The sequence below is a fragment of the Streptomyces sp. NPDC031274 genome (assembly GCF_055570235.1).
In genome coordinates, this window is record NZ_JBVIHP010000292.1 from 1 (window position 1) to 1271 (window position 1271).

The 1271-nt window shown below is 73.2% G+C and carries 2 protein-coding genes; both read right to left on the reverse strand.

Annotated elements, in window-relative coordinates:
* Positions 1–392 (reverse strand): response regulator (locus tag ACZ5CR_RS45760; protein ID WP_468869768.1); only part of this gene is annotated, 392 nt, incomplete at its 3' end.
* Positions 353–1271: sensor histidine kinase (locus ACZ5CR_RS45765; RefSeq protein ID WP_468869774.1), on the reverse strand; the 919-nt coding region annotated here is incomplete at its 5' end. The genes ACZ5CR_RS45765 and ACZ5CR_RS45760, both read right to left, overlap by 40 nt.

Sequence of the window (1271 nt, forward strand, 5' to 3'; positions counted from 1 at the left end):
TCGGCGAACTGCTCGACCTGGCCCACCCGGTCCTTGAGCAGATAGCCGACGCCAGTGCCGTCGCCGGTGTCCAGGAGCTCGGCGGCGTAGGAACGCTGCACGTACTGGCTGAGCACGAGCACCGGGAGATCGGGCCGCTCGGCGCGCAGTGCGAGGGCGGCACGCAGCCCTTCGTCCTGGAAGGAGGGCGGCATGCGTACGTCGGTGAGGACGAGGTCCGGTTCGTGCGCCTCGACGGCGGCGCGCAGCCCTTCCGCGTCGCCGAGCGCGGCCGGTACCTCGTGGCCGAAGCGGGTGAGCAGGCCGATGAGCCCTTCACGGAGCAGCACGCTGTCCTCGGCGACGACGATCCTCAGTCGGTGGCGAGGGCTGGGGACTGCTGGGCTCGGCACGGGATCTCCACGGACAGTGCGGTCGGGCCGCCGGGTGGGCTGGTGACGGTCAGTGTGCCATCGAGCACCGCGATCCGGTCCGCCAGTCCGGTCAGGCCGGTGCCCCGGTCGGGGTCCGCGCCGCCCTTGCCCTCGTCGCGCACGTCGATGCGGAGGGTCTCGTCCTCGTGGCGGACGCTGATGTGCGCGCGGGTCGCTTCGCTGTGGCGGGCGATGTTGGTAAGCGCTTCCCGGGTGGTGAAGTACCCGGCGGATTCGACGGGTTCGGGGAGCCGGGGCAGGTCGTCCAGGTCGGTGTCGACGGGGATCGGGGAGCGTTCGGCGGCGTCCTCGATGGCGGCGGCGAGACCGTAGTCGACGAGAACCTGGGGGTGGATGCCGCGGATGAGTTCGCGCAGTTCCGTGAGGACGTTCCCCGCCTCGTCGTGGGCCGTGGCGAGCTGGGCGGCGAGAGGGCTGCCGGGGGCGGCGTCGAGCCTGGCCAGGCCCAGGGTCATGGTCAGCGCGACGAGGCGCTGCTGGGCCCCGTCGTGCAGGTCACGCTCGATACGGCGCCGCTCGGCTTCGAAGGCGTCCACCAGGCGGGCCCTGGAGCGGGTCACTTCTGCCAGCTGGATGGTCAACTCGGCCTCGCGCGGGGCGAGGAGGAGGCGGGCGAGGGCGGCTCGGGCGGTGGCGTAGGCGCCGAGGGGGTAGAGGAGCGGGGCGAGCAGGGCCAGGCCGAGGAGGGCGGTGGCGAAGGCGTGCGGGTAGTCGCTGACCAGCCAGAGCTTGGCGGCGCGGATCTCGCCGCCGTCGAGGGCGAGTTGGGCGGGGGCGCCGACGAGGAGGGCGGGGGCGCCGATGGTGCAGGCCAGTACGAGGAGGTCCAGGGGCCAC